We start from the raw sequence: 19,933 nt of genomic DNA, 5'->3' as shown, positions 1-19,933 counted from the left end.
CAGGGTACCCCGAGGCGATGTCACTGAGGTAGACGGATGTATCGCTCCGCGAAAACCCGATAGGTCTGCACCTTGGGCGCGTCCGCGTCTTCCTGGCGCACGTAACGGATCGAACTGCGGCCCTTGAGCTGGCGCGGCAGCAGGAAGCAGCGCACGAAGCGCGTGGGTTCGCGCTCGGTGGTCGGCGCCAGCACCGGGGCGGGGCCCAGCTCGAACCACGCCTGGCCAGGCCCGTGGCGCTGGGCCCGGCCCTGGGTCTCGATCCCGATCTCGCCTTCGGCGCAGATCCGGATGCCCGGGCCCTGATGCACGTGGGTCAAGGCGACGCCGCCGGGTGGGAAGCCCACCTCGTCGCAGCGCATCAACCAGTCGAATCCGGGGTCGAGTTCGACGGGCGCTTCGAGCTTGAGCACCGTGCGGGTGGCCGGCGCCGAGGGCAGGCCCGGTGCGGCCGCAGCGTGGGTCGACAGCTCCCAGCGCCAGATGCGGACGGGCGCGGCGCCGATGTTGAGCGTCAGCGCGTCCTCGCCGACCCAGGCCGCGCCCTGCAACAGCAGCGTGCCCGACACGGCGTCCTCCACCGTGGCCTCGCCCTGCGCCAGATACAGCGCGCGCGGGGCTGCCGGCAGATAAACCGGCGGGCAGTGGGCAGGCAGTTCGTCTTCGAACAGGCGCAGCATCAGGCTGGACATGGCGGTTCCTTGTTTCGGTGATCGATACAAAATTGCGGTCTTGACTCTTCAGTCGATACTTATCGTATAGTGATACCTAGGTATCGAGCAACGATACAAACAGCCGGGGGCACACCCCCTCAAGAATCGCCTCGGGAGGGCGTGCAATGGCGCAGAACACGACAGGTGCGGGGCAGGGGACCGGCGAGCGCTGGTGGAAGGGCGCGAGCAAGCAGCAATGGCGCGCGTTCAACTCGGCCTATCTGGGCTGGATGCTCGACATCATGGATCTCATGCTGTTCGCGATGGTCATCAAGTACGTGATCGTCGACCTGGGCATGGACAAGTCGTCGGCCGGCCTGGTGATGTCGGCGACGTTGATGGCCACCGCCGCCGGCGGACTGGTCTTCGGCTTCCTCGCCGACCGGCTGGGCCGGGCGCGCTCGATGATGCTCAGCATCATCTGCTACTCGATCGGCACCGCCCTGTGCGGCCTGGCCGACACCCTCGGGCAGCTGATGCTGTTCCGAATCATCGTCGGCCTGGGCGTCGGCGGCGAATGGTCGGCCGGCTCGGCGCTGGTCAGCGAGACCTGGCCGGCGAAGCATCGCGGCAAGGTCATGGCCTGGGTGCAGAGCGCGTTCGCGGCCGGCTACGCCGCTGCTGCGGTGGTCGCCGCGCTGGTGATTCCGGTCGGTGGCTGGCGCTGGGTGTTCGCGGTCGGCCTGCTGCCGGCGCTGCTGGCGTTCTATGTGCGCCGCCACGTCGAGGAGCCGGAGATCTGGCGCAACCAGACCCGGCGGCTGGGTTTCGGCGAGACCGTGCGTGAACTGTTCGGCGGGCCGTTCGCTCGCAACACCTGGATCGGCCTGGCATTCACCACCGCGGCGATGTGCGGCTACTGGGGCCTGTTCACCTGGATCCCGACCTATCTTGCGACGCCGGTGGCCGACGGTGGCCCGGGGCTGGATCTGGTGAAGTCGACAATCTGGATCGTGATCATGCAGGTCGGCGCGGCCGCCGGCTTCATCACCTTCGGCTACTTCGCCGACCGCATCGGTCGCAAGAAAGCCTTCCTGCTGTTCTTCCTGGCCTCGGCGGTCGTGGTGCCGGTGTTCGCGACGATCCGCTCGCCCGACATGCTGATGGTGTTCGGCATCGTGGTCGCGTACTTCGGCACCGGCTTCTACAGCGGCTTTGCGCCGACGTTCGCCGAACTGTTCCCGACCTCGATCCGCGCCACCGCCCAGGGCTTCGTCTACAACGGCGGCCGCGCGATCGCGGCGATCGCGCCGTTCCTGATCGGCTTCATCTCCACCCGCTACGGCGTCGGCAGCGGCCTGGTGACGACCGCGGCGTTCTTCGCGCTGGCCGGTTTGATCGTCTGGCTGTTCCTGCCCGAGACCAAGGGCCGCGAGCTCGCCTGACACCCCCTAAAGGACACCTCATGCCCATCATCCAGATCACCCTGGTCGAAGGCCGGGACACCGCCCGCGTGGAGCGCTGCATCCGCGAGGTCGCGCGCGTGGCCAGCGAGACGCTGGACGCGCCGCTCGCCTCGATCCGCGTGATGGTCACCGAAGTGCCGGCCAACCGTTTCGCCGTCGGCACCACGCTCAAGAGCGATCCGCCGACGCCCGCCGGGGGCGCGGCATGAGCGCCGATTCGACCTTGCACGCCGATGCCCTGCACACCGCGTTGCGCGACGCCGCGCCGATCGCGCCGTTGACCGGACGCGTCGAGGGCCTGGACCTGGCCGGCGCCTACGCGATCGCGCAAGCCGGCATCGCCCGCCGCGTGGCCGAGGGCGAACGCGTGGTCGGTCGCAAGATCGGCCTGACCAGTGTCGCTGTGCAGCGCATGCTCGGTGTCGATCAGCCCGATTTCGGCGTGCTGACCGATCGCATGGATCATTCCGACCGCGGTGCGGTCGCGGTGGCCGGGATGATCGCGCCGCGTGCCGAGGGTGAGATCGCGTTCCATCTCAAGCGCGACCTGGCCGGCCCCGGTATCGGCCTGCACGACGTGTTACTGGCGACCGAGTCGGTGTCGGCATGCTTCGAGATCGTCGACTCGCGCATCCGCGACTGGAAGATCGGCATCCTCGACACGGTCGCCGACAACGCGTCCGCGGCTGCGTTCGTCACCTCGCGCACGCGGGTCTCGCCGCAGGCCCTGGACCTGGGCACCTGCGGCATGGTGCTCGAGAAGAACGGCGCGCTGCTGTCCACGGGCGCCGGCGCCGCAGCGCTGGGCTCACCACTCAACTGCGTGGTCTGGCTGGCCAACCAGCTTGGGCGCCTGGGCGATGGCCTGCGTGCCGGCGACATCGTGCTCTCTGGCGCCCTGGTCCCGCTGACCCCGGTCGTGCGCGGCGATCACCTGCGCCTGCGGGTCGGCGGACTCGGCGCCCTCGACCTGCATTTCGACTGATCGACGCACGCCGCGTCCGCCCTTCCCCACGTCCGCTTCAACGTTTCGAGGAGTTCCCATGCCCGTCAAGGCAGCCGTGATCGGTCCCGGCAACATCGGCACCGATCTGATGATCAAGATCCTGCGCCACGGCCAGCACTTGGCCATGGGCCCGCTGGTCGGCATCGATCCGGCCTCCGACGGCCTGGCGCGCGCGCGTGCGATGGGCGTGCAGACCTGCGACTCGGGCGTCGAGGGGCTGGTCGCCTCGCCGTTGTTCGACGACGTGCAGGTGGTGTTCGACGCCACCTCCGCCGGCGCGCACGTGCGCAACGACGCGGCGCTGCGCCAGGCGCGCCCGGACATCCGCGTGGTCGACCTCACGCCCGCCGCGATCGGTCCCTACTGCGTGCCGACGGTCAACCTCGACGCGCACATCGACGCGCCGAACGTCAACATGGTCACCTGCGGCGGACAGGCGACGATTCCGATCGTCGCGGCCGTCGCCAGCATCGCACCGGTGCATTACGCCGAGATCGTCGCATCGATCTCCAGCCGCTCCGCAGGGCCGGGCACGCGTGCCAACATCGACGAATTCACCGAGACCACCTCGCGTGCGATCGAAGCGGTGGGCGGGGCGCGCAAGGGCAAGGCGATCATCGTGCTCAATCCGGCCGAGCCGCCGCTGCTGATGCGCGACACCGTCTATGTGCTGTCCGACGAGGCCGACACCGCGCGCATCGCCGCGGCGATCGAGGCGATGGTCGCCGACGTGGCGCGCCACGTGCCCGGCTATCGGCTCAAGCAGGCCGTGCAGTTCGAACGCATCGAGCGGCCTTGCAATGTGCCGGGGATCGGCCCGACGACGGGCCTGAAGACCTCGGTGTTCCTCGAGGTCGAGGGCGCCGCGCATTACCTGCCGGCCTACGCCGGCAATCTCGACATCATGACCTCCGCGGCCCTGGCCACCGGCGAGCGCATCGCCGCGCGCCTGGCGGCCGCGCAGCCGGAGCCGACCCGATGAACGACCGCAAGCTCACCATTTCCGACGTCACTCTGCGCGACGGCTCGCACGCGGTGCGCCACCAGTACACGCTGGACCAGGTGCGCCGGATCGCTGGCGCACTCGACGCTGCGGGCGTGGATTCGATCGAGGTCGCGCACGGCGACGGCTTGCAGGGATCGTCGTTCAACTACGGCTTCGGCGCGCACAGCGATGTCGAATGGATCGCGGCGGTCGCCGAGACCGTGCAACACGCGAAGGTCGCGACCCTGCTGCTGCCGGGCATCGGCACGGTCCATGACCTGAAGAACGCCCACGCCGCCGGCGCCCGCGTGGTCCGCGTGGCCACCCATTGCACCGAGGCCGACGTCTCGCGCCAGCACATCGAGGCGGCCAATGCGCTGGGCATGGATGCGGTGGGCTTTTTGATGATGAGTCACATGGCCGAACCGGCCGCGCTCGCCGGCGAGGCGAAGAAGATGGAAAGCTACGGCGCCTCGTGCGTGTACGTCGTCGATTCGGGCGGCGCACTGGGCATGCAGGACGTGCGCGCACGCTTCCGCGCGTTCAAGGACGTGCTCGATGCGCGCACCCAGACCGGCATCCACGCCCATCACAACCTGTCGCTCGGCGTCGCCAACTCGATCGTCGCGGTCGAGGAAGGTTGCGACCGCATCGACGCCAGCTTGGCGGGCATGGGCGCAGGCGCCGGCAATGCCCCGCTCGAAGTGTTCATCGCCGCCGCCTCGCGGCTGGGCTGGCAGCACGGTTGCGACCTGCGCATGCTGATGGACGCTGCCGACGACATCGTGCGCCCGCTGCAGGAGCGTCCGGTGCGCGTCGATCGCGAAACCCTGGCGCTGGGCTATGCCGGCGTGTACTCGAGTTTCCTGCGCCACGCGGAAGCCGCGGCCGAGCGCTTCGGCATCAGCGCGGTCGACATCCTGGTCGAGCTGGGCAAGCGGCGCATGGTCGGCGGCCAGGAAGACATGATCGTCGACGTCGCGCTCGACATGGTGCGCGCGCGCGAGCGTGCCGGCGCCCGCCAGGAGGCCACGGCATGAGCCTGTCACCGGAGACGGTCGCCCAACTGGCGACCCTGCTGCACGACGCCGAGCGCGACGTGCGCGACACGGTCAAGATCACCGATGCGCATCCCGAGCTGTCGATCGAGGACGCCTATCGCATCCAGGATGCGCTGCGCGCCCACAAGCAGGCGCGCGGTGTGCGCTGCGTCGGCATGAAGATGGGCCTGACCTCGTACGCCAAGATGCAGCAGATGGGCGTCGAGACGCCGATCTACGGCTTTCTGGGCAGCGACAACGCGGTCGACGACGGCGCCGAGATCGAGGCCGCAAAGCTGATCCATCCCAAGGTCGAGGCCGAGATCGCCTTCGTGATGCGCGACGCGCTCCAGGGGCCGGGCTGCACGCCCGAACAGGTCATGGCGGCGACGCTGTGCCTGCTGCCGGCGATCGAGGTCATCGACTCGCGCTACGAGAACTTCCGCTTCGACCTGCCCAGCGTGATCGCCGACAACACCTCGGCCGCGCGCTACGTGATCGGCTCGCGTCCGACCGCGCCGCAGGGCATCGACCTGGAGACCACGGGTGTGGTGCTGGAGAAGAACGGCCAGGTCGTCGAAGTCGGCGCAGGCGCCGCGGTGCTGGGCAATCCCGCGCTCGCGGTCGCGATGCTGGTCGACATGCTGCACGCCCGCGGCCAGTCGCTGCCGGCCGGCAGCGTCGTGCTCTCGGGCGCGATCACCGCCGCCGTCGCCGTCGAGGCGGGCGACAACGTCCAGGTCCGCGTAGACGGACTCGGCTCGACGGGCCTGCGCTTCGTCTGAGCCGCCGGGCCGGCCACCGCGCCGGCGCCGCTGCTTTCGGTCGCCGCCCCAACCCGGGGCGGGCCGCTGCTTGGGAGAGGGAGTCACATGTCCAGATCCAACGCGAAGCGATGGCTGTCGCCGATCGCCCTGGCCGTCGCGGCCGCCTGCATTGCGCCGGTGTCGGCGCAGGACGTCGACGTCGCCGCGGTCGAGGCGCGACTGGGCCAGATGGAGCGCGAGATGCGCGAATTGCGCGCGCTGCTCGATAGCCACCGCGGGACCGCGACACCGGCGGCGACGACGGCGCCCTCGACCGCAGTCGCGACCACAGCCCCGGCGCCCGCGCCGGCGGGCAGCGCGACGCCTGCCCGCAACCCGATGATGCCCGGCGCGGCGCCCGGCACCACGTTCTCGTTTGGCGGCTTCATCAAGTTCGATGCGATGACCACGCGCACCAGCGACGGGCAGATCGCCGACGGCTCGCCCGGCCGGCTGTTCTACTTCCCTGGCGCGACCCCGGTTGCGGCCGACGGCCAGGGCCAGAGCAGCACCTACAGCGATGTGCACGCGCAGTTCTCGCGCTTCTGGCTGGGCGCCGACACCGTCACCGACAGCGGCAAGACGATCAAGGCCTACATCGAGGCCGACATGTACGGCGGCGGCAGCAACGCGCTGGCCGGCAACGAGGTGATCACCAACACCTACGCACTGACCCTGCGCCAGGCCTACGTCAGCTACAACGGCTGGCTCGCCGGCCAGACCTGGTCGAACTTCCAGGATGTCGCGGCGCTGCCCGACGCGGTCGACTTCACCGGGCCGTCCGAAGGCACCGTCTTCAACCGCCAGGCGCAGTTGCGCTACACGCGCGGCCCGTGGTCGGTTTCGGTGGAAAACCCGCAGACCACGGTGACCCCGTACCTGTCGCGGACCGCGCGCTTCAACAGCGGCGACGACCGGCTGCCCGATGTCACCGCGCGCTGGATCACCCGCGGCGACTGGGGCCACTTCACCGTCGCCGGCCTGGCGCGGCGCTTGCGCAGCGGCGATGCCAGCACCTCGGGCGCGGCGCTCAGCGTCTCGGGCCGATTCAACCTCGGCGCCAACGACGACATCCGCTACATGGTCAGCGGTGGCGATGGCATCGGGCGGTATCTGGGCTTCGCACTCGGCAGCGACACTGTGCTCGATGCCGATGGCCGCCTGCACAGCCAGCGCGGCTACGGCGGCTTTGCCGCATGGCGGCACGCGTTCTCGCCCAAGCTGCGCGGCAATGTCATCTACTCGCTGGCCTCGCTCGACAACGACCCGCTGTTGACCGGCGGCAGCGTCACCGAGCGTGCGCAGTCGTTCCGCGTCAACATGATCTATTCGCCGGCGCGCAATCTCGATGTCGGCGGCGAACTGAGTTGGGCCGATCGTCGCCTGGAGAACGGGCTGGAAGGCGACCTGCAACGCGTGCACACGCACATCAAGTACAGCTTCTGATCGCGACGACGGCACCTGCGCGCCGGCACGGCAACGCGCCGGCGCGTGGGCGCCTCGCACGCCCGGCACGGCACGCAGGATGACGTTTTCATCGTGCAGCCACTAGGATGGCCGGCATGACGACATCCGCTTCGCTGCCGTTGTTTCCGCTCGATGCCGTGTTGCTGCCCGGCGCGTCGCTGGCGCTGCGTGTGTTCGAGTCGCGCTATCTCGACATGCTCCGCGAATGTGGTCGTCGCGGCACGAGTTTCGGCATCTGCCTGATTCTCGAGGGCGGCGAGGTCGGCACGCCGGCAACGCCTGCCAGCGTCGGTACTGAGGCGTCGGTCGAGGACTTCGACACCGGTGCCGATGGCCTGCTGCGGCTGCGTGTGCGCGGCGCGCGGCGCTTCCGCGTCGAGCGCACCCGCGTGCGCGACAACGGGCTGGTGGTCGCCGATGTCGACTGGTGCGCTCCCGACCCGGCGATCGAGCTGCAGCCCGAGCATGCTCTACTGGGCGTTGTGCTGCGCAAGATTCTCGAACGCATCGAGGGCGCCGACCGCGCGTTCCCCGAACCGCGGTTCGACGATGCGGCGTGGGTCGGCTGGCGCTTGGCCGAGCTGCTGCCGCTGGCCGCCGCGCAGCGCCAGCAGCTGTTGCAGCAGGACGATCCGGACGTTCGCCTGGAGACGCTACTGCGGCTGGTCGACGACTGAGCCGTCGCCAGCGATGCGCAGCCGCAAGGTGGGCACGCCCGACTGCGGATGCACGTCCTCGCGCCATTCGAAGCCCGTCAGCACGTCGCGCAAGCCACGATGCACGCCGTGCGCATCGGGCTGCGGCTGCCACAGGCTGAACAGGCCCAATGGCCGGGTCAGCAGCATCGACTGGCTGGTGCCCAGCCACAGCGGCTGCGCGTCGTCGAGCTGCGCCGGCGCGCGCCACAGCCGCAGGACCTCGATTCGGGATTCGTCGGTCACCCGACGCATCAACAGCGATTCGGCATTGGCGTCGAGCGTGGCTGGCAGCACCGGCTTGTCGTTGGCGGGCACATCGTCGTCGAGCAGGTTGAGCACCTGCATCCAGTCGGCCTGCGGCTGCACCTGCCAGCCTTGCGCCTGGAGCCGGGCCTGCAGCGGTGCCAGCGGGCCGGCGACCTGCAGGTCCAGCGGCCAGCGATGGGCCGGGTCGCGCTCGCGCAACTGGCCGGGCAACTGCGCCCAGTCGCGCCCCCACCACTCGCCGACCGCCATGGTCCGCGCCGGCGGGGCAGCGACGAAGCGTGTCAGCAGCGGATCGACCGCGCGCGGCGCATGCCACAGCGCGGCCAGCGTGAAGGTGACATAGAAGATCGTCGCCACCGGACGCATCCAGAACGAGCGGTCCACATGGCGGCGATAGGCGATGCCCAGCACCAGCAGCCAGACGATGCCCAGCAACATGCCGCCGACGATGTCGCTGAGCCAATGCGCGCCCAGGTACAGCCGGGCGAAGCCCAGCACCGCGACCACCGCGCCCGACACCAGATACGGCCAGACCCGCGAGCGCCCGGGCAGTTCGCGCGCGATCAGCACCGCGAAAAAGCCGAAGACGATCGTCGCCATCGTGATCTCGACCGCCGGGAAACCGAAGCCGCCGTGGGCGGTCGGCGGCCTGGGCATGTCGATCACCGCGCCCAGCAGCGCGGTCAGCGCCATGCCGAAGGCCAGGGCCGCCAGCCAATGCGCCGCGCCCAGCCAGCGGCGCCGCCAGATCAACCAGCCGAGCGTCAATGCGACCGCCGGACCGAGCACATGCACATCGCCGATCGAGGCCAGGCCGGCCATCAGCCGGTCGGCCAGCGGATTGCGCAGTTCGTACATGAACTGGAACACGGTCTGGTCGATCAGCAGCGGCTCGCCGCGCATGATCACCGTCGCGAGCAAGGCGAACCAGGCCCAGCCGATCGCCAGCAGACAGACCGCCAGGATCGCCAGCGAGGCCGATTCCGGGCGCCGCGGATCGACCAGCGCCACCGCGTAACGACCCAGCCGCGGATGGTGGCGCGTCCAACCGAGCAGGCGCGCGAGCAGGCTGTTGGCGTGCGCGTCGAACCAGCGATAGGTGTAGAGCACGATGGCCCAGGCCAGCGCCAGCACCGCGACCAGCGCGCCGAGCACGATCGCCAGCCGGTCGGCGACCGCGGCGACCGCATCGTAGGACGCGCCGAACAGCCAGCCCGGCGCCAGGAACAGCGCGCCCCACGACAGGCAGGCCACGCCGCTGACCGGCAGATAGCGCCGCAACGGCATCTTCGCGATGCCGGCGATCGCCGGCACGAACGGCCGGATGGCGCCGACGTAGCGGGCGATCAGGATGCTCTTGACGGCATTGCGGCGGAACAGGGTCTCGCCGCGATCGAGCAACTGCGGAAACTTGTGGAACGGCCATACCTTCCGCAGGCCGTGCCCCCAGCGGTGGCCGACCCAGTAGCTGAGCCCATCGCCGGCCATCGCGCCCAGCGTGGCGCAGGCGATCGCGTACGGGCCGGAGATCTCGCCCAGGCCGATCAGCACGCCGATCGCGAACAGCAGCGGCAGCGCCGGCACGATGGCGCCGAGCACGATGACCGAGTCGCAGAAGGCGATCAGGAAGATCACGATGCCGGCCGCGACCGGGTGGTCGCCGACCCACCCGATGAGGCTGTTGAAGAAGTCGCTGAGCATCGCGCCATTATGGCAGGGCATCGCGTTTGGCCCGCCTTGTGCGCCACCCCCGCGTCGGCCGACGTTAACCCCGGGCCCGATCCGTACAATGCGGCCATGTCATCGCCCGTCGACACCGCCACTGAGCTGCGTGCACTCAAGTCCGACAGCTTCGGCCGCATCGCGCTGATGCGTGGCGCCGACGGCGGCCTGTTCGTGCGCCGGGACCTGCGCCACGTGCCGCTGTGGCTGCGGTTGCCGGCCTGGTGGCTGGCGCGCCGCGAAGCGCGCGGGCTGGCCTGCGTGCGCGGCATGGCCGATGTGCCGCAATTGCTGCGCTGGGACGGACGGCGGCTCGACCGCAGCTACATGGCGGGCGCTGCGATGTACCAGCGCCCGCCGCACGGCGATCTGGCCTACTTCCGCCATGCGCGGCGCCAGTTGCAGGCGCTGCACCGGCGCGGCCTGGCGCACAACGACCTGGCCAAGGAGGCGAACTGGCTGGTGCTCGACGATGGCCGGCCGGCGATCATCGACTTCCAGCTCGCCGTCGTCGGCGATCCGCGTTCGCGCTGGATGCGGCTGCTCGCGCGCGAGGACCTGCGTCACCTGCTCAAGCACAAGCGCACCTATTGCCGCGCCGCGCTCACGCCGGTCGAGCAGCGCCTGCTGCGGCGGCGCTCCTGGGTGCGCGATCTGTGGTTCCGCACCGGCAAGCCGGTCTATCGCGTGGTCACCCGCAAATTGCTGAAGTGGGAAGACAACGAGGGCCAGGGGCCCAAGCCTTGACGCCGCGCGTGGTGTCCGGCGTGCCCGATGCGCGCAGTGCGCTGTACGCGCAGCTGCCCGGCGCCGATTTCCGCCATGCCAGTCGCGTCCAGACCCTGCGTGGCGGCCGTACGGCCTTGCAGGCCTATCGCAACCTCGCTGCCGCCGTGCCGGGCTGGTTCGATGGCCTGATGACGTTGCGCAATCGCAGCCTGCGGCTGCTGGGCATGAAAGATCTGGGCGCGCTGCGTGCGGTGCAGACGACCGGCACGCCGCGGCCGGGCGAGCGCCTCGGCATCTTCACGCTCCAGGCGCTGGGCGACGCGGCGATCGTGCTCGAAGACGACGACCGCCACCTGCGGGTGCAACTGGCGGTGCAATGGCATGGCGACAGCGTGCTTGAGGTGGCCACGGTCGTGCACGTCCACAATGCGTTCGGGCATCTGTACATGCAGCCCGTCGCATCGATCCATCGGCTGATCGTGCCGCATCTGCTCCAACGGCAGGTACGCGCCTACGCCTGAGCGTCGTCGGCTGGACGCACCGTCAGTCGGCCGCACGCACCGCCACGACGTTGCGACCGACGTACCGACGATCGGCGTCGAAGTCGTAGCCCAGCACCAGCGTGCCGAGATCGGCGCAGGCGTGACAGCTGCGCATCGGCACCTGAAAACGCAGCCGCAGGCCGCCGTCGGCCAGGGCCTCGCTGCCTGCGGCGGTCGCCGGTGCGAACGGCATTGCATCGGGGTGCGCATCGAGGAACGGCTTGAGTGCATCGCGCATCCGGCCTTCGCCTGCTGGCGGCACGGCTTCGTCCACGTCCACCGCGTGGCCGTCGGCATCGACCAGCCACAAACCCTCGTTGGTGTTGGCGCGGAAGGGATAGGTGATCTGCGCATTGCCCACACCGTCGATCGAGCGCCAGCCGCTGACATGGCCAGGGTCGCCGAGTGCGATCAGGCGTGTGGTCGCGGCCAGTGCCTCGGGCGAGGCACCACCGGCCTGCATGGTCGACAGCAGGCAGGCGTCGACCGCCGTCGCACCGGTGCGGCAAGGCGACAGATCGCCTTGCCAGACCGAAGCCGGGCCCACCGCCAGGTCGTCGCCGTCGGCGATCGCTTCGGGTGCCATCGGTGCCGGCATCGCCCCGGCGTTCGACGCCGGCTGCGCAACAGGCTGGGCGACCGGGACGTCCCGGTCGGCGGCATCGGGCGCCGCATCGCTGCAGGCGGCCAGCGACAGTGCGAGCAATGCGAGGGCGATGGGGCGCATCGACAGGACCTGTGGCGGAAGGGCCGGTCAGTATCGCGCCGTGGCCTGAATACGGCCAGCGCCATGCGCATAATGCCTGCGATCTCATCGACGGGACCCGGGACATGTCCACACTGGCCGGCAAGACACTTTTCATTACCGGCGCCTCGCGCGGCATCGGTCTGGCGATCGCGCTGCGCGCTGCGCGCGATGGCGCCAACGTCGCGATCGCCGCGAAGTCGTCGGTACCCAACCCCAGGTTGCCGGGCACCATCCACAGCGCGGCCGAGGCCGTGAACGCCGCAGGCGGCCAAGGCTTGGCGCTCAAGTGCGACATCCGCGACGAGGACCAGGTGCGGGCCGCCGTTGCCGCCACTGTCGACGCCTTCGGCGGCGTCGACATCCTGGTCAACAACGCCAGTGCGATCTGGCTGCGCGGCACTCTCGACACGCCGATGAAGCGCTTCGACCTGATGCAGCAGGTCAACGCCCGCGGCAGCTTTCTGTGCGCGCAGGCCTGCCTGCCGCATCTGCTCACAGCCCCCAACCCGCACATCCTGACCCTGTGCCCGCCGCCGTCGCTCGATCCCAAGTGGTGGGCGCCGCACACCGGCTACACGCTGGCCAAGATGGGCATGAGCTTTGTCACGCTGGGCCTGGCGGCCGAGTTCGGCCCGCAGGGGGTCGCGGTCAATGCGCTGTGGCCGCGGACGCTGATCGGCACCGATGCCTTGAACATGATTCCCGGGGTCGAACGCGGCAACGGCCGCAGCCCGGCGATCATGGGCGATGCGGCGCACGCGATCCTGGTGCGCCGTGCGGCCGGCTTCCACGGCCAATTCCTGATCGACGACGAGGTGCTGCACCAGGCGGGCATCACCGACCTCGACGCCTATGCGGTCGACCCTTCGCAGCCGTTGCTGCCCGATCTGTTCCTGGACTGAACCGCTGCGATCGGCGTTGACGCTTTGCTATTCTGGCGGGCTGTAACCGATTTCAAAGGAGAGACCGTGAGATCCCGGAAGTTGCTGCCGGCACTGTGGGCATTGAGTGTTGCTGTCGGCCTGACCGCCTGCGAGCGCAATCCGCTGCAGGCCGGCGCCGATGCAGTCGAAGCCGCCCAGGCCGAGCAAGCGCGCCAGGTACGCAACGGCAAGGTCAATGCCTATGTGTCGTGCTTCAACGCCATGGACGGGGACGTCCGCAAGGGCATCGCGGTGTACGGCAGTTGGATGCAGGACCCGCAAGCTGGCCCGCGTGGCGATGAGACCAAGGCGTTTGGGCCGGGCTATGTCCCGCGCCTGGGCCTGGACCAGTGCGCAGGCCCGGTCGACCGAGTGCTGACCGCCGAGCCGGCACTGCCGGAGCTCGACACGGCGGTCGTGCGATTCCGCGATGCGGCCAAGGCCCTCGTGCCGCTGTTCGAGGAAGCGTCGCGCTACTACGCCGATGATGGATTCCGCCAGGACGCGTTCGCCCAGGGCAAGCGCATGCACCCGCCGCTGCTGGCGGCGATCACCGCCTACGGCGAGGCCAGCGACGCGCTGTCGTCGCAGCTGCAAGCGCAGATCGACGGCGAGCAGCGCGCGCGGATCGCCGCGCTCGAACAAAGCGAGGGACGCACGCCCGACTTCTATCACCTCTCGCTGATGGCCGATGCCAAGTCGATGGTCGAGCGCATGGCCGAGCGCACCTTCGACGTGGCGGAGGCCGAACGCGAGCTTGAGGCGTTCGACGCGCTGGCTGAAGAGGCGCGCGCGCAGGTCGCCAGCCAGGACGGCATGGCGGACCGCTGGGCCAGCTTCAACAGCGGTCTCGACGACCTGCGGCGCGTCGCGCGGGCGCGGATCGAACGCACGCGTGCCGGGACGCCCTATACCGAAGACGAACAGCGGATGCTCGACAATCCGGCCTCGACCCTGGCGCCGCGCGGCTCGGCGCGGGCAGTGCTCGACGCCTACAACGTCTTGGTCGAGCGCGCGAACAGGCTGTGACCGCTGCGGGCTGCAGGGATGCGGCCCGATCCGCCGGTGCGCATCGGAATGCGCGAGAATGCGCGATTCCCTTTTCTTCTCGAGCGATTTCCCCGGCATGAGCACCGCGACCGACGCCCCGCTGTCCCTGGCCCGTTATGTGCTGCCGGTGTACCGGCCGCGCGCGCTCGTGCTCGAACGCGGCCAGGGCGCACGCCTGTGGGACGATGCCGGTCGCGAGTACGTGGACCTGTCGGCAGGGATCGCCGTGTGCGGCCTCGGTCACAACGATCCCGATCTCGTCGCCGCACTGGTCGAGCAGGCCGGCAAGCTGTGGCACACCAGCAACGTGTTCTACAGCGCGCCGCCGCTGCAGCTGGCGGCCGAACTGGTCGAGGCCAGCGGCTTCGCCACGCGCACATTCCTGTGCAACTCCGGGGCCGAGGCCAACGAGGCGGCGATCAAGCTGGTGCGCAAGTGGGCCGCGGCGCAGGGCCGCAGTCCCGACCGCCGGGTGATCGTCACCTGCCGCGGCAGCTTCCACGGCCGCACCCTGGCCACGGTCACCGCGACCGCGCAGCCCAAGTACCAGGCCGGCTACGAGCCATTGCCCGGCGGCTTCCGCTATGTGGACTTCAACGACATCGCGCAGCTCGAAGCCGCGATGGCCGGTGGCGACGTCGCCGCGGTGATGCTTGAGCCGGTGCAGGGCGAGGGCGGCGTCATGCCCGCCGCCGACGGCTACCTGGCGTCGGTGCGCGCGCTGTGCGACCGCCATGAGGCCTTGCTGGTGCTCGACGAGATCCAGTGCGGCATGGGGCGCACCGGCACCTTGTTCGCCTTCCAGCAGGATGGGGCGACGCCCGACATCGTGACCCTGGCCAAGGCGCTGGGCGGTGGCTTTCCGATCGGCGCGCTGCTGGCCGGCCCCAAGGTCAGCGATGCGATGCAGTTCGGTGACCACGGCACCACGTTCGGCGGCAACCCGCTGGCCGCCGCGGTCGCACGCGTCGCGTTGCGCAAGATTGCATCCAAGCAGATCGCCGAGAACGTCGTGCGCCAGTCGCGTGCGCTGCGCGACGGTCTGGCCGCGCTCGATGCCGAGCTCGGTCTGTTCTCCGAAGTCCGTGGCCGCGGGCTGATGCTCGGCGCCGTGCTGCGCCCCGAGTACGCCGGACAGGCCACCGCCATTCTCGACCGCGCTGCCCAACACGGCCTGCTGCTGCTGCAGGCCGGGCCCGACGTGCTGCGCTTCGTGCCGGCCCTGAACATCACCGATGCCGATATCGCCGAAGGCCTGGCGCGCCTGCGGGCCGCGCTGGTCGAGCACCTCGCGGCGAGGTGAGATGCGGGCGGCCGCGCACGCTGCGCCGTCCGCATCGTATCGGCGGGTTAGCCCAGCCCGTGCCGCCGCAGCACCCGCCGCAGCGAGCGCGCGTCGTGCACGGTGTCGGCCTGCAGTCCGGCGGCGCGCGCGCCGCGCACGTTGACGAACAGATCGTCGAGGAACAGCACTTGCCGCGCCTCGACGCCGAAGTGCATAAGTGCCCGCTCGAAGATCGCGCGCTCGGGCTTGCGCGCTTGCAACGCGCCGCTGCACAGCACGCGTCCGTCGAGCGCCGGGAACAGCGGCGTCACGATGCGGCGCATCGCCTCGGCCATCAGCGCGCCGTTGTTGCTGAGCACGCCGATCGGCACGCGCTGCGCGAGCGAGCTCACCAGCGCCAGCACCGCGGGATCGACGCGACAGGCGGTCACGCGCGAGGCGATCCACGCGTCCTCGTCGATCGTGCAGCCAAGCGCGTCGCCGAGCTGCTGCAGGTAGGCTGCGGTGTCGATCGCGCCGCTGTCGTAGGCGCGCTCCAGGCCCGACGCGAACAGCGCGGTGGCGACCCGAGCCGGCGCGCACCCCGCGACGCGCGCCAAGTCGCGCAGGCGCGCATCGCGTGCGTAATGCGCGAGCACGCCGTCGAAGTCGAACAGCACCAGCTGCGGCGGCGTCCGCCTCACGCGGCGATGGCGGCGAATGCCTCCCGGGCCGCGGCGATCGTCGCGCCGATCACATCGGCGTCGTGCGCCGAGGACAGGAACCCGGCCTCGAACGCCGACGGCGCGAGGAACACACCGCGTTCGAGCATGCCGTGGAAGAAGCGGTTGAAGGCCGCGGTGTCGCCGGCGACGGCCTGCGCATACGTATCGACACTGGGCTGGTCGGTGAAGAACAGGCCGAACATCGCACCGACGCGGGTGGTGGTGAACGGCACGCCGGCCTCGCGCGCAGCCGCCTCCAGGCCGTCGCACAGGGTGTGCGTCGCGGCCTCGAGCTTATCGTGGAAGCCCGGCTCGGAGATCAGGTCGAGCATGGCCAGCCCAGCCGCCATCGCCACTGGATTGCCGCTCAGCGTGCCGGCCTGGTAGATCGGGCCGGCGGGTGCGATCTGTTCCATCAATGCGCGTCGGCCGCCATAGGCGCCCACCGGCATGCCGCCGCCGATGATCTTGCCGAACGTGCTCAGGTCCGGCGTCACCCCATAGCGCGCCTGCGCGCCGCCGAGCGCGACGCGGAAGCCGGTCATCACCTCGTCGAAGATCAGCAGTGCACCGTGCTGCGTGCACAACGCGCGCAGGTGCTGCAGGTAGCCCTCGCGCGGGGGCAGGCAATTGGCGTTGCCGACCACCGGCTCGATGATCAGCCCGGCGATCTGGTCGCCTGCGCGCTCGAACAGCTCGGTGGCAGCGTCGAAGTCGTTGTAGGGCAAGGTCAGCGTGAGGTCGGCCAGTGCCTTGGGCACGCCTGGCGAGGTCGGCACGCCGAAGGTCAACGCACCGCTGCCGGCCTTGACCAGGAACGAATCGCCGTGGCCGTGGTAGCAGCCTTCGAACTTCACGATGCAACTGCGACCGGTCGCCCCGCGTGCCAGGCGGATCGCCGACAGCGTCGCCTCGGTGCCCGAGTTGACCATGCGCACCATCTCGCACGAAGGCACCAGCGCGGTGATGCGCTCGGCCATCGTGACCTCGGCAGGGCACGGCGCGCCGAACGACAGGCCGTCGCCGATCGCACGCTTGACCGCCTGCCGCACCTCGGGATGGTTGTGGCCGACGATCATCGGGCCCCAGGAGCCGACGTAGTCGATGTAGCGGTTGTCGTCGACGTCGAACAGATACGGGCCGTCGGCGCGCTGCACGAAGAACGGCTCGCCGCCCACGGATTTGAACGCGCGCACCGGCGAGTTGACGCCTCCAGGCAGCAGCGTGCGGGCGCGGGCGAACAGAGCTTGCGAACGAGCGGTATCCATGACGACTCCAGAGAATAAGGGCGGGCTCAGAGCCCGAAGCAGGCGCGGTAGGCGCGCGCGGCGCCGGCCGGGTGCGGCGCATCGAACACGCCGCTGAGGACGGCGACCAGATCCGCGCCGGCCGCGACGAGGGTGCGTGCATTGTCCGGGGTGATGCCGCCGATCGCCACCCGTGGCACGCCCAGCGTGGCGGCCTCGCGCAGCAGCGCAGGACGTGCGCGGCGCGCCGCCGGCTTGGTGGGCGAGGGGTAGAAGCTGCCGAAGGCGACGTAGCTGGCGCCGGCCTCGACCGCGCGCACCGCCAGTGCGCCGTCGTCGTAACAGGACGCACCCAGGATCGCCTGTGCCCCCAGCGCCGCGCGCGCCTCGACCAGCGCGCCGTCGTCCTCGCCCAGATGCGCGCCGTCGGCACCGAGCTCGGCCGCCAGCCGCCAGTCGTCGTTCACCAGCAGCGGCACGCCGGTGGCCCGGCACAGCGCCAGCAATGCGCTGGCCTGTTCCCGGCGCAGCGCCGCGTCGGCGCGTTTGTTGCGGTATTGCAGCCATGTCGCATGCGGCAGCACGCTGGCCACCCGCGCCAGCAGCCGCGCAGTGTCGATCTCGTCGGGCGTGAGCAGGTACAGCCCGCGCGGCGGCTCGGTCGGGGAAGCGTTCATCGGCATGGGTTCCGGTCCACGGGACGCGATGGGACAATGCGGCTCCGGACCGACGCCGCTGCAGCCCCCATTATCCGATGAACGACACTTCGACGCAGACCGCCTACCGCACATGGATGTGTGTCGTCTGCGGCTTTCTCTATGACGAGGCAGCAGGCCTGCCCGACGAAGGCATCGCGCCGGGGACGCGCTGGGAGGATGTGCCCGAGACCTGGACCTGTCCCGACTGCGGCGTCACCAAGGACGACTTCGAGATGATGGTGCTTTAAGCCGCACCACGCCCAGCCGGCTGTGCGTGGGTGCGGCCGCTCAGTGCGCGCGATGGCGATGCAGGCCGGCTTCGACCAGCCGCTCGCGGATCGCATCGGCGTCGTCGGCCTCGGGGGCCGCCTGCAGGTAGCGCACCAGGTCGTTGCGCGCGCCCGTCACATATCCCAGTGCCAGATAGGCGAGCCCGCGATCGCGCAGCGCATCGCACGCGCCCGGATGCAGGGTCAGTAGCCGGTCAGCGCAACGCGCCGCGCGTGCCCAGTCGCCCGTCTCGCGATAGCCCGCATGCAGATTGCGCAGGATCCGCATCACGGTCGCGCGCGCCGTGGCAGGGCGCAGCAGCGCGGCCAGTGCATCGTCGTCGGGTGGCGTTCCGCCCAGGTGCGCCGCTGCCCGCATGCGCAATTCGTCGATATCGAGCGGGCGCCCACCGTTGAACGGGTCCATGACCAGCATGCCGTCGCCGACCGGCAGCCGGACCAGGAAGTGGCCGGGAAACGAGATGCCTGCCAGGGGAACGCCGAGCCGGCGCGCGACCTCGCACTGCACGATCGCCAGCGAGATCGGATTGCCGAGCCGGCGCTCGATCACGTCGCTCAGATAACTGTTGCGCGGATCGTAGTAGTTCGCCTGGTCGCCGGTGTAGCCGGCTTCTTCGAACAGGTGCCGGTTGATCGCCTGCATCTTCAACGGGCCGGCATCGATCGCATCGACCTCGATGCGCAGATGCGCCGCGTGCGCCTGCATGCGCGCGGCGAACGCGCGCACGTCAAGATCGGGGTACTCGTCGCGCGCGACCAGCAGCGCGGCCTCGAACAGCGGCAGCGCCGCGGGCGCCATCCCACCGACCTGCGCCCAGGTCAGCGGCGCAGCCGCTGGCGCCTCGCCGCTCACGGCGGACCGATCAAGGCACATGGATCGCCGGCGACAACGTCAGCACGGCACCATCGCGCAGGCCGATGCGCTGCGCCTCGCCGGCATTGAGCTCGAGCACGAAGCGTGCCGGCCCCTCGCTGGGGTAGGCAGGACAGCGGTTGCCGGCCGAGCACGGGGGCACGTCGCGTTGCTGGGAGACCAGGCGGCGCTCGTTATCGAAGTACAGGATGTCGAGCGGGATATGGGTGTTCTTCATCCAGTAGGCCTGCGGCGCCTCGGTCTCGTGCACGAACAACATGCCGTGGCCCTGCTCGAGCACATCGCGGAACATCAGGCCGCGTGCGCGGGCCTCGTCGGTGGTCGCGACCTCCACCTGATAGCGGTGGCCGGCCAGTTCCACCCAGGGCGTACCGCTGGCACAGGCGGGCAGCAGCGCCGCGAACAGACACAGCATCATCAGACGGATCGCACGCATGGCCAGGGCCTCGAAGGGGAAGCCCACACCTTTGGACAAGCGCCGACGGCGGTCAAGATGGGCAAGGTGAAAATAACGCTATGCAAATGTGACGAGCTTGTGCACAATGCGCGCCCCGCAACGCTGCGACGACGCTGAGGTCGGCCAGGGAAGCGGGGAACGGTCGGACTTCTGGGATTTCACAGGGAGTTGACAGATCGGGAAGCTGCGCTAAGATGTGCGGCTCCTTCGGCGGAAACGAACTTGGGTTCGGGCCACGAAGGGAAGGCAAGAAGATTCACCGAAAGGTGTTGACGA

At 69.9% G+C, this 19,933-nt stretch carries 22 protein-coding genes; 14 read left to right on the top strand and 8 right to left on the bottom strand.

Annotation, left to right across the window (positions count from 1 at the left end):
- Positions 1–20: 20 nt before the first annotated feature.
- Positions 21–692 carry a hypothetical protein gene (locus WAF18_RS00110; RefSeq protein ID WP_183425315.1) on the bottom strand — a complete coding sequence of 224 codons (672 nt, stop codon included), beginning with the start codon at positions 690–692 and terminating at the stop codon, positions 21–23.
- A 146-nt stretch (positions 693–838) separates the two neighbouring features.
- Between WAF18_RS00110 and WAF18_RS00105 the strand changes: the two genes are divergently transcribed.
- From WAF18_RS00105 to WAF18_RS00070, 8 genes are all read left to right on the top strand, one after another.
- On the top strand, positions 839–2,098 hold the full coding sequence (locus WAF18_RS00105) for an MFS transporter (protein ID WP_337243300.1): 1,260 nt from the start codon (positions 839–841) through the stop codon (positions 2,096–2,098).
- Between the two features lie 20 nt (positions 2,099–2,118).
- Positions 2,119–2,328, top strand: a complete 210-nt coding sequence (locus WAF18_RS00100; protein WP_337243299.1) for a tautomerase family protein — start codon at positions 2,119–2,121, stop codon at positions 2,326–2,328.
- On the top strand, positions 2,325–3,104 hold the full coding sequence (locus tag WAF18_RS00095) for a fumarylacetoacetate hydrolase family protein (RefSeq protein ID WP_337243298.1): 780 nt from the start codon (positions 2,325–2,327) through the stop codon (positions 3,102–3,104). The genes WAF18_RS00100 and WAF18_RS00095 overlap by 4 nt, the downstream gene beginning before the upstream one ends.
- Before the next feature lie 58 nt (positions 3,105–3,162).
- A complete protein-coding gene (locus WAF18_RS00090; protein ID WP_337243297.1) occupies positions 3,163–4,107 on the top strand; it encodes an acetaldehyde dehydrogenase (acetylating) in 945 nt (314 codons plus the stop codon).
- Positions 4,104–5,150, top strand: a complete 1,047-nt coding sequence (gene dmpG, locus WAF18_RS00085) for a 4-hydroxy-2-oxovalerate aldolase (RefSeq protein WP_337243296.1) — start codon at positions 4,104–4,106, stop codon at positions 5,148–5,150. Before WAF18_RS00090 ends, dmpG begins: the two co-directional genes overlap by 4 nt.
- On the top strand, positions 5,147–5,935 hold the full coding sequence (gene dmpH / locus WAF18_RS00080; RefSeq protein WP_337243295.1) for a 2-oxo-3-hexenedioate decarboxylase: 789 nt from the start codon (positions 5,147–5,149) through the stop codon (positions 5,933–5,935). The genes dmpG and dmpH overlap by 4 nt, the downstream gene beginning before the upstream one ends.
- An 87-nt stretch (positions 5,936–6,022) precedes the next feature.
- Positions 6,023–7,402, top strand: a complete 1,380-nt coding sequence (locus WAF18_RS00075) for a DcaP family trimeric outer membrane transporter (RefSeq protein ID WP_337243294.1) — start codon at positions 6,023–6,025, stop codon at positions 7,400–7,402.
- Positions 7,403–7,518: 116 nt separating this feature from the next.
- Entirely contained in the window at positions 7,519–8,100 is a 582-nt protein-coding gene (locus WAF18_RS00070) for an LON peptidase substrate-binding domain-containing protein (RefSeq protein ID WP_337243293.1), read from the top strand.
- On the opposite strand, the gene WAF18_RS00065 is transcribed toward WAF18_RS00070, so the two are convergent.
- Positions 8,077–10,089 (bottom strand): bifunctional DedA family/phosphatase PAP2 family protein, encoded by a 2,013-nt coding sequence (locus WAF18_RS00065; RefSeq protein ID WP_337243292.1) that lies wholly within the window; start codon positions 10,087–10,089, stop codon positions 8,077–8,079. The genes WAF18_RS00070 and WAF18_RS00065 overlap by 24 nt on opposite strands.
- Before the next feature lie 96 nt (positions 10,090–10,185).
- On the opposite strand from WAF18_RS00065, the gene WAF18_RS00060 reads away from it, so the two are divergent.
- Both WAF18_RS00060 and WAF18_RS00055 read left to right on the top strand, forming a co-directional pair.
- Positions 10,186–10,857, top strand: coding sequence for a serine/threonine protein kinase (locus WAF18_RS00060; protein ID WP_337243291.1), 672 nt, complete (start codon positions 10,186–10,188; stop codon positions 10,855–10,857).
- Positions 10,854–11,360, top strand: coding sequence for a DUF2867 domain-containing protein (locus WAF18_RS00055; RefSeq protein WP_337243290.1), 507 nt, complete (start codon positions 10,854–10,856; stop codon positions 11,358–11,360). Before WAF18_RS00060 ends, WAF18_RS00055 begins: the two co-directional genes overlap by 4 nt.
- A gap of 22 nt (positions 11,361–11,382) precedes the next feature.
- On the opposite strand, the gene WAF18_RS00050 is transcribed toward WAF18_RS00055, so the two are convergent.
- Positions 11,383–12,108, bottom strand: a complete 726-nt coding sequence (locus WAF18_RS00050) for a hypothetical protein (protein WP_337243289.1) — start codon at positions 12,106–12,108, stop codon at positions 11,383–11,385.
- A 104-nt stretch (positions 12,109–12,212) separates the two neighbouring features.
- Between WAF18_RS00050 and WAF18_RS00045 the strand changes: the two genes are divergently transcribed.
- The 3 genes from WAF18_RS00045 (at position 12,213) to WAF18_RS00035 (ending at position 15,405) form a co-directional block, all read left to right on the top strand.
- Complete coding sequence (locus WAF18_RS00045; protein ID WP_337243288.1) at positions 12,213–13,031, top strand: NAD(P)-dependent oxidoreductase; 819 nt, start codon at positions 12,213–12,215, stop codon at positions 13,029–13,031.
- Positions 13,032–13,097: 66 nt separating this feature from the next.
- Positions 13,098–14,081 (top strand): YiiG family protein, encoded by a 984-nt coding sequence (locus WAF18_RS00040; protein WP_337243287.1) that lies wholly within the window; start codon positions 13,098–13,100, stop codon positions 14,079–14,081.
- A gap of 97 nt (positions 14,082–14,178) precedes the next feature.
- Positions 14,179–15,405, top strand: a complete 1,227-nt coding sequence (locus WAF18_RS00035) for an acetylornithine transaminase (RefSeq protein WP_337243927.1) — start codon at positions 14,179–14,181, stop codon at positions 15,403–15,405.
- Positions 15,406–15,452: 47 nt separating this feature from the next.
- Here WAF18_RS00035 and WAF18_RS00030 read toward each other — a convergent pair whose 3' ends face one another.
- The 3 genes from WAF18_RS00030 to thiE are packed head-to-tail and all read right to left on the bottom strand — an operon-like array spanning position 15,453 to position 18,015.
- Entirely contained in the window at positions 15,453–16,070 is a 618-nt protein-coding gene (locus WAF18_RS00030) for an HAD family phosphatase (protein ID WP_337243286.1), read from the bottom strand.
- Entirely contained in the window at positions 16,067–17,359 is a 1,293-nt protein-coding gene (gene hemL / locus WAF18_RS00025; protein ID WP_337243285.1) for a glutamate-1-semialdehyde 2,1-aminomutase, read from the bottom strand. The genes WAF18_RS00030 and hemL overlap by 4 nt, the downstream gene beginning before the upstream one ends.
- A 26-nt stretch (positions 17,360–17,385) precedes the next feature.
- Positions 17,386–18,015: a thiamine phosphate synthase gene (gene thiE, locus WAF18_RS00020; protein ID WP_337243284.1), complete on the bottom strand. Its 630-nt coding sequence runs from the start codon at positions 18,013–18,015 to the stop codon at positions 17,386–17,388.
- A 77-nt stretch (positions 18,016–18,092) separates the two neighbouring features.
- On the opposite strand from thiE, the gene WAF18_RS00015 reads away from it, so the two are divergent.
- Positions 18,093–18,284 (top strand): rubredoxin, encoded by a 192-nt coding sequence (locus WAF18_RS00015; RefSeq protein WP_183425332.1) that lies wholly within the window; start codon positions 18,093–18,095, stop codon positions 18,282–18,284.
- 40 nt (positions 18,285–18,324) lie between these two features.
- Here the strand turns inward: WAF18_RS00015 and WAF18_RS00010 are convergent, their stop codons facing one another.
- Positions 18,325–19,125 carry a tetratricopeptide repeat protein gene (locus WAF18_RS00010; protein WP_337243926.1) on the bottom strand — a complete coding sequence of 267 codons (801 nt, stop codon included), beginning with the start codon at positions 19,123–19,125 and terminating at the stop codon, positions 18,325–18,327.
- A gap of 64 nt (positions 19,126–19,189) precedes the next feature.
- Complete coding sequence (locus tag WAF18_RS00005; RefSeq protein ID WP_337243283.1) at positions 19,190–19,636, bottom strand: DUF192 domain-containing protein; 447 nt, start codon at positions 19,634–19,636, stop codon at positions 19,190–19,192.
- Between the last annotated feature and the right edge of the window lie 297 nt (positions 19,637–19,933).

It is taken from the genome of Luteimonas sp. gir (genome assembly GCF_037198055.1).
GTDB classification, from domain to species: domain Bacteria; phylum Pseudomonadota; class Gammaproteobacteria; order Xanthomonadales; family Xanthomonadaceae; genus Luteimonas; species Luteimonas citri_A.
The sequence above is the reverse complement of the archived record's forward strand: the minus strand, read 5'-3'. Positions and strand labels throughout refer to the sequence as shown.

Coding starts and splice junctions, on each gene's coding strand:
- WAF18_RS00110 (WP_183425315.1), bottom strand. CDS start 692: ATGTCCAGCCTGATGCTGCGCCTGTTCGAAGACGAACTGCCTGCCCAC.
- WAF18_RS00105 (WP_337243300.1), top strand. CDS start 839: ATGGCGCAGAACACGACAGGTGCGGGGCAGGGGACCGGCGAGCGCTGG.
- WAF18_RS00100 (WP_337243299.1), top strand. CDS start 2,119: ATGCCCATCATCCAGATCACCCTGGTCGAAGGCCGGGACACCGCCCGC.
- WAF18_RS00095 (WP_337243298.1), top strand. CDS start 2,325: ATGAGCGCCGATTCGACCTTGCACGCCGATGCCCTGCACACCGCGTTG.
- WAF18_RS00090 (WP_337243297.1), top strand. CDS start 3,163: ATGCCCGTCAAGGCAGCCGTGATCGGTCCCGGCAACATCGGCACCGAT.
- dmpG (WP_337243296.1), top strand. CDS start 4,104: ATGAACGACCGCAAGCTCACCATTTCCGACGTCACTCTGCGCGACGGC.
- dmpH (WP_337243295.1), top strand. CDS start 5,147: ATGAGCCTGTCACCGGAGACGGTCGCCCAACTGGCGACCCTGCTGCAC.
- WAF18_RS00075 (WP_337243294.1), top strand. CDS start 6,023: ATGTCCAGATCCAACGCGAAGCGATGGCTGTCGCCGATCGCCCTGGCC.
- WAF18_RS00070 (WP_337243293.1), top strand. CDS start 7,519: ATGACGACATCCGCTTCGCTGCCGTTGTTTCCGCTCGATGCCGTGTTG.
- WAF18_RS00065 (WP_337243292.1), bottom strand. CDS start 10,089: ATGCTCAGCGACTTCTTCAACAGCCTCATCGGGTGGGTCGGCGACCAC.
- WAF18_RS00060 (WP_337243291.1), top strand. CDS start 10,186: ATGTCATCGCCCGTCGACACCGCCACTGAGCTGCGTGCACTCAAGTCC.
- WAF18_RS00050 (WP_337243289.1), bottom strand. CDS start 12,108: ATGCGCCCCATCGCCCTCGCATTGCTCGCACTGTCGCTGGCCGCCTGC.
- WAF18_RS00045 (WP_337243288.1), top strand. CDS start 12,213: ATGTCCACACTGGCCGGCAAGACACTTTTCATTACCGGCGCCTCGCGC.
- WAF18_RS00035 (WP_337243927.1), top strand. CDS start 14,179: ATGAGCACCGCGACCGACGCCCCGCTGTCCCTGGCCCGTTATGTGCTG.
- hemL (WP_337243285.1), bottom strand. CDS start 17,359: ATGGATACCGCTCGTTCGCAAGCTCTGTTCGCCCGCGCCCGCACGCTG.
- thiE (WP_337243284.1), bottom strand. CDS start 18,015: ATGAACGCTTCCCCGACCGAGCCGCCGCGCGGGCTGTACCTGCTCACG.
- WAF18_RS00015 (WP_183425332.1), top strand. CDS start 18,093: ATGAACGACACTTCGACGCAGACCGCCTACCGCACATGGATGTGTGTC.
- WAF18_RS00010 (WP_337243926.1), bottom strand. CDS start 19,125: ATGGCGCCCGCGGCGCTGCCGCTGTTCGAGGCCGCGCTGCTGGTCGCG.
- WAF18_RS00005 (WP_337243283.1), bottom strand. CDS start 19,636: ATGCGTGCGATCCGTCTGATGATGCTGTGTCTGTTCGCGGCGCTGCTG.